The organism is Photorhabdus noenieputensis (genome assembly GCF_018448935.1).
Lineage (GTDB): Bacteria > Pseudomonadota > Gammaproteobacteria > Enterobacterales > Enterobacteriaceae > Photorhabdus > Photorhabdus noenieputensis.
In genome coordinates this window covers 1-6,801 of record NZ_RCWC01000067.1, presented here as the reverse complement: position 1 = coordinate 6,801, position 6,801 = coordinate 1, and the positions used below count along the sequence as shown (strand labels likewise).

At 41.8% G+C, this 6,801-nt stretch carries 2 protein-coding genes; both read left to right on the top strand.

The window, feature by feature from the left end; genetic code table 11:
- A partial coding sequence (locus EAE91_RS22745; RefSeq protein ID WP_214090448.1) for a non-ribosomal peptide synthetase occupies positions 1-1,870 on the top strand: 1,870 nt, incomplete at its 5' end.
- Positions 1,871-1,928: 58 nt separating this feature from the next.
- Positions 1,929-6,801 (top strand): condensation domain-containing protein (locus tag EAE91_RS22740; protein ID WP_214090447.1); only part of this gene is annotated, 4,873 nt, incomplete at its 3' end.

Below are 6,801 nucleotides of genomic sequence, written 5' to 3'. Positions count from 1 at the left end.
TTTGCCGGCGCAATTTGAAGCGCAGGTGAGGCGGACGCCGGAGCGGGTGGCGTTGATTTACCGGGAAGCGACGCTGAGTTACCGGGCGTTGAATGCGCGGTCGAACCGGCTGGCGCATGCGCTGAGGCGCCGGTATGCAGAGGAGACCGGCGGTGAGTTGGTGGCGGACACGCTGATAGGGTTGTATGTTGAGCGGGGTCTGGAGATGGTGACGGGTATTCTGGCGGTATTGAAGGCGGGTGGGGCGTATGTGCCGTTGTCGCCGGAATATCCGGCAGAGCGGGTGGCGTGGATGCTGGCAGATACGGGGGCGCGATTGGTCTTAACGCAGGGGGTCTGCCGTTCGTCGCTGGAAGGAGTGATAGCGGGGATGGCGAAGCCGCCGGGATTATTGGCGGTGGATGATGATGAGGCGGTATCCGGGGAGGGGGAGGAGAACCCGGTCAGGATAAGTGGCGGCGAAGATCTGGCGTATGTGATTTACACCTCGGGCACCACCGGGCGACCGAAGGGGGTGATGCAAAATCAGAGAAATGTAATAAATATCTTTACCGCTACAGAGGGGGAGTTTAAGTTTGATGAAAAAGATATATGGGTGCTTTATCATTCCTATTCTTTTGATTTTAGCGTTTGGGAAATATGGGGAGCATTACTGTATGGTGGATGTTTAATTATCCCAGAAAAAGAAGTTATTTTAGATGTATATAAATTTGCAGAATTATGTAGGGATAAGCAGGTTACAGTAATTAATCAAACGCCGCGTGCATTTTATAATTTTGTTGATGTGGTAGTTAATAATGGAATTAGGTTTCCTAATTTAAGAAAGATAATATTTGGTGGTGACAAATTAAGTCTGGATAGAATAAAACCGTGGTGGAGTATTGCACAGAACAATACAGTTGAATTAGTCAATATGTATGGAATTACTGAGGTAACTATCCATGCAACATATAAAAAATTGAGTCCTGATGAAAATCCTTTTATAGCTAATATAGGTCGTCCACTTCGTAGTGCTAAAGCATATGTTTTGGATTTTAATAATCCTGACAAACAGGTTCCTGTAGGTATTCCAGGGGAACTTTATATTGGTGGCTTGGGATTGGCTCGCGGTTACTTGAACCAGCCAGTATTAACGGCTGAACGCTTTTTGGAGAATCCATTTGCGACAGAGCAGGAGCGAGCTTGCGGACTCACCCGATTTTACCGTACAGGTGATAGAGTTCGTTGGTTGCCGGGAGGAGAATTGGAATATCTCGGTCGTACCGATAGTCAAATAAAGCTGCGTGGATTTCGTGTCGAGCCGGGGGAAATCGAAAGTGTCATTAGTTCCTTTGATGGTGTTGCTCAGAGTATTGTTATTCTTCGGGATACAGGGGATACATGTTATTTGGTTGCGTATGTAGTACCGATAAAGAAGAAAGATATAGTAGATATTTCTGTATTGAAAACGTGGCTCTCACATCAATTACCAGAATATATGGTTCCATCTGTAATTATTATTATTGATGAAATTCCGCTGACAGTGAATGGTAAATTGGATCAAAAGAAATTAACTGAACCGATGATTAATATCGATAAAAGAAAAGAACAGATATTTGATACGCTAGTAGAAAAAGAGATTAGGTTAATTATAGAAGATATTACTAAATTAAATGATTTTGATAATAATCTGGATTTTTTCCAACTCGGAATTGATTCATTAAATGTTGTTAAAATTAAGGCAAAGATATTTTATAAGTTTGGTTTGGATATTTCTTTAAAACTTATTTATGAGAATTTTACACTCTCTAGTTTGGCTGTGTATATTTCTTCTTTAATGGGAAAAGAAAATAAGAAAGATTCAGGATTGGTGAAAAAAATACGTTTATAACTAATTATCGACAATTAAATTTCATATATTTAATTCTAATATATAAAAGGATAATAGAATGATAGATAATGATTTTATTTTGGAAATTAGTAAGAAGAATGATATAGGTTTGGAATTTGTAGATGATGAATTAAATATTATTTTGAATGATAATTTTGACGAAGAAGTGTACGCCGAGATAAGGGAAAGAAAAGAGGAGTTACTGGAGTATTTTAAATGTAAGAAGATCATAAAGAGAGTGGCAAAAAGCTCTTATTCTCAAAGAAGATTGTTTTTTATTAGTAACCTGGAAAACAACTCAGGTTTATATAATATCACTTATTACCTGAATGTATCAGGTAGGGTTAATCATAAACATCTTAATTGGAGTATTAATCAACTTATTGAACGTCATGAAAGCCTGCGCACTGTTTATCAGGAAACGGATGGAGAGATATTACAGATAGTATTAAATACTCCGCAAGTGGAGATGCCAGTGATCGATATTGCTGGGCTGGATGAAACAGAAGTGGAAAATATGTTAGCAGTGGAAGCAGGAAAGGCATTTGATCTTTCTTCGGATTTGATGTTGCGAGCTACTTTGTTGCAGCGCTCGGAACAGGAATATTTGCTGTTGCTGACGATACATCATATTGCTGCGGACGGGTGGTCGCTGGGAATTATCATTCGTGAATTAAATTTGTTTTACAAAGCGAGGCAACAGGGAGAATTTAGTCCATTGATACCGTTGGTACAGCAGTATGCGGACTATGCTTATTGGCAGCGGGAACAGTTGCGGAATGGCAGTTTAAAGGAAGCGGAATTGTATTGGTCGAAGCAGTTGGAAGAATTGCCGGCGGTACATAATTTGCCGTTGGATCATCCCCGGCCTGCAGAGCAGGAATTCCACGGTGCTGTTCACTACCAAGTGTTCAATGAAGCATTGACGGAGAAGTTAAACTATTTGAGTCAAAAGCAGGGGGTCACCCTATTCATGACATTGCAGGCGGCTTTTGCTGTCTTGCTTTCCCGGTACAGCAACGAGACCGATATTGTGATGGGAACACCGATTGCAGGAAGGTCGCGAGCAGAGCTGGAAGATTTGGTGGGTTTGTTTGTCAATACGTTGGTATTAAGGACAAATTTGTCCGGAAATCCCAGTTTCAGTGAATTGTTGAAACAGACCAAGACGATGGCGTTGAATGCCTACACATATCAGGATTACCCATTTGATTTATTGGTAGAAAAGCTGAATCCGGTAAGGTCATTAAGTTATAATCCGGTGTTTCAGATTATGTTTGCATTCAATAATTATCAACGAACAGAGCTGTCATTTTCTGAGGTGACTTTTACGAGAATATCAAAAGAATGGGGCGGAATTAATTTTGATCTTATATTAAATATTAATGAAAATAATGGTGTGTTAGATCTTATCTGGGAATATAACTCAGATATTTTTGAGAAAGAAAAAATAGAGGTTATTTCAAGATCACTAAAATGTTTAATTGAAGAAATCATTTTACATACAAATATAGGAATAAAACAATTGAACTTGATCTCTGAGAAAGATAAAGAAGGGATAAAGATTCAGTTTAATGAGATTCAAGATAGAGTTAATATCGATGATACAATAGTTTCTTTATTTAAACAGCAGGCAAGCAGTAAGGGAAATAAATTAGCAATAAAGCATAATACAGAGTTTATTACTTATAAGGAGCTAGACTATTATTCTGATTTATTGGCCAAGTATATTATAAGTGAATTTGGAATGCCAGATGAAGATGAGTGTGTCGGAGTGTTTTTGGAGAAATCCATAGAATATATTATTTCGGTATTGGCTATTTTGAAATCTGGTCGTTGCTATGTTCCTCTAGATATAAACATTCCACATGATAGGCTTGAATATATTTTTCAAGATTCTTCTATGAAATCTTTAATAACAAAACCTTATTTAGAGGAGAGATTGGTTGGAATTCGTGATGTTGGTAAGATATTATTAGGTGATGTTATTAATGATTATTATCCTATTGATGGAATAAGTTTGCCTAAAATAATCGGTGATCAGAGAGCTTATATTATATACACTTCTGGGTCTACAGGTTTACCCAAAGGTGTGATTATTAAGCATGCTAGTGTAGTTAATTTGGCTAATTGGCAGTGCGACTATTTTAATTTAAAAGATAATAGTGTTATATCTCAATTATCATCGGTTAGTTTTGATGCTTCAATTGGGGAAACTGTAATGGCATTATTAAATGGGGGAACATTAGTATTAATAGATCAACTCCAATCTCCTGAAGACATTATTTCTGATATAAATGAAAACAGCGTGTCAGTGATGGTTGTTGTTCCATCTGTTTTAAAACTTTTGGAACCAGAAGAAATTATTAGCCTAAATAATTTAACTATAGTTTCTGTTGGTGAGGCCCTGCCTAAATTTTTGGCCCAGAAATGGGCTAAAAAATGTCGTCTTATCAATGGCTATGGACCAACTGAATATACTATTTATTCCCACGTATGGGAAGTATTGCAACATAAAATATCATTATATGATAAATTACCTATTGGTAAGCCAATTAGTAATACAAGAACTTATATAGTTGATGATGAACTCAATGTATTACCACCGGGAGCGGTTGGCGAAATATGTTTATCTGGGTTAGGAATAGCACAAGGATACACTGGCAATAGAGGTTATGATAAATTTCTACTGAATAAGCAATATATAAAAGATTTTATAACCAGATGTGAGTTTAAAATTGAATATGAAGCATTCAATAATATTCACTGTAGTGAAAAACCTGTAAAAAAATTAAATAAGGTAAAAGATTTCTTTTTTCTTACTAAAGAAGAAAAAATTAAATATATTTTTGAAAATGTTTCTACTCTCGATGAAGATATTATTTCTGATTGTTATGCTATGTTTAGTGAAAATAAAGATAATGATTTCTTTTTAAATGCTTTTTTTAGGTATTGTATTGAGAGTTTTTATAGCACTTATCATTCTTTTGGTATTAATAAAGAAGTTATTTCTTTTATATTTGGAGACCATATTCATGGTTTAAAAGGTGCGGATATTGGATGTGGAGCAGGTGAGGTTTTAAAGTTATTAACGAGTTTGGGATGTGACGTCATTGGTGTCGATATTTGTCCATTTTTTGTGAATAATCTCAGACTGGATGGATATGATGCTAGGTTGGCTAGGATTGATTGTAATTTTTCTGATTTTTATAAGAGAAGTGAAATCAAAGAAAGAAGTCTGGACTTTGTTATTTCAAATTTGGTGTTGGACAGAGTGGCAGATCCTTATCAGTATTTGGTTAACACGTTGAGATTGGTAAAACCTGGTGGAAAATTTTCAATACAAACATTATTGCCAATCATCGTGAATGGTGATGGGGATTCTATATTCGATTTTCCTTATTCTGCAAGTGAAAAAGTGTTTTCACATAATCACGATGCTAAAGAAGATGAATGGATATTATCAAGGTTGTTATTGTTGTTAGGTGCAAAGAATATCAAGATATTTAATTTTCCTTATTATGTTAATAGCGCTGATGGTGATCAAAAATATAATGTTTGGAGCTTTTCAGGTGAAATTGACCTGTCATTTAATATAGGAAAAATAGATTATACAACTTTATATAGAACAGGAGATTTGGGGAGAATTTTGCCCGATGGTGAACTTGAATATATTGGGAGAATAGATCAGCAATTAAAATATAATGGTATCCGCATCGAGCCGGGTGAAATTGAATCGCTCCTGCGTACTGTGCCCGGGGTGGTCGATGCGGTGGTTCAGCTGCGTGAAGATCATCCCGGAGAGAAACGGCTGGCGGCTTATCTGGTGGCGGGGCCTGACCCGTCCGACCCCGCTTTGCTGACACGCTGTCATCACACCCTGACCGCCCGGCTGCCCGACTACATGCACCCCGCTGCCTGGGCGCTGCTGCCGGCCCTGCCCCTGATGCCCAGCGGCAAACTGGACTGGCGGGCGCTGCCGGTACCCGTGCCGCTGCCGCAGGACCCGGACGGGTATGTCGCGCCGGTCGGTGAAGCCGAGCGCCTGCTGTGTGATATCTGGCAGGCGGCGCTGCATCTGCCGCAGGTCGGGGTGAACGATAACTTTTTTACCCTGGGCGGGGACTCCATTCTGGCGATTCAGGTGACCTCGCGGGCGGTGCGGGCCGGGCTGGCGGTCAGTGTGCGCCAGTTGTTTGAGCACAAGACGGTGCGGGGGCTGGCGGCGCATCTGGGGGCGGTCCCGGCGGTGTCGCAGGCGGCCCTGCGGGGCGAGGTTGGGCTGCATCCGGTCCAGCAGCGCTTCTTCGCTGAAACGTCCGGTGAGTATCATCACTATAACCAGTCGCTGCGGGTCAGCGTGCCGGCGGATTTCAGTCTGCCCCGGCTGGCGCAGCTGGTGACGGCGCTGTATGAACGGCATGACGGGCTGCGTCTGCGTTACCGTCGGGGGCCGGAGGGCCGCTGGGGCGGGCAGTATGATGAAACGCCGTTAGCCTTGCAGGTGGCGGCGAGTATCCAGCATCTGCGGGTCTCGGGCGAGGCGCAGGTGCTGGCGGCCCGGGCGGCGCAAAGGAGTCTGTCGCTGGAAAAGGGGCCGCTGTTGCGGGCGGTGTACTTTGATGAAGAGGATGGCAGGGGGACGTTGCTGCTGGTGATGCATCACCTGATAGTGGACGGGGTGTCGTGGCGTATTGTGCTGGATGATATGGCGGCGGGGTATGGTCAGATAGTGGCGGGCGAGGCGGTCAGGCTGGCGCCGAAAACCAGTGGCTATCCGCAGTGGCTGGCGCGTTTGCAGGCATATGCCGGGAGTGAGGCATTGCAGGCGGAACGGGGGTACTGGCAGGACCAGCTGTTGGTGGCGGGAGAAGGGCTGGCGGTGGATTATCCCGGGGCGGGGGCGTCGTTACAGGCGGACAGTGAGGAGG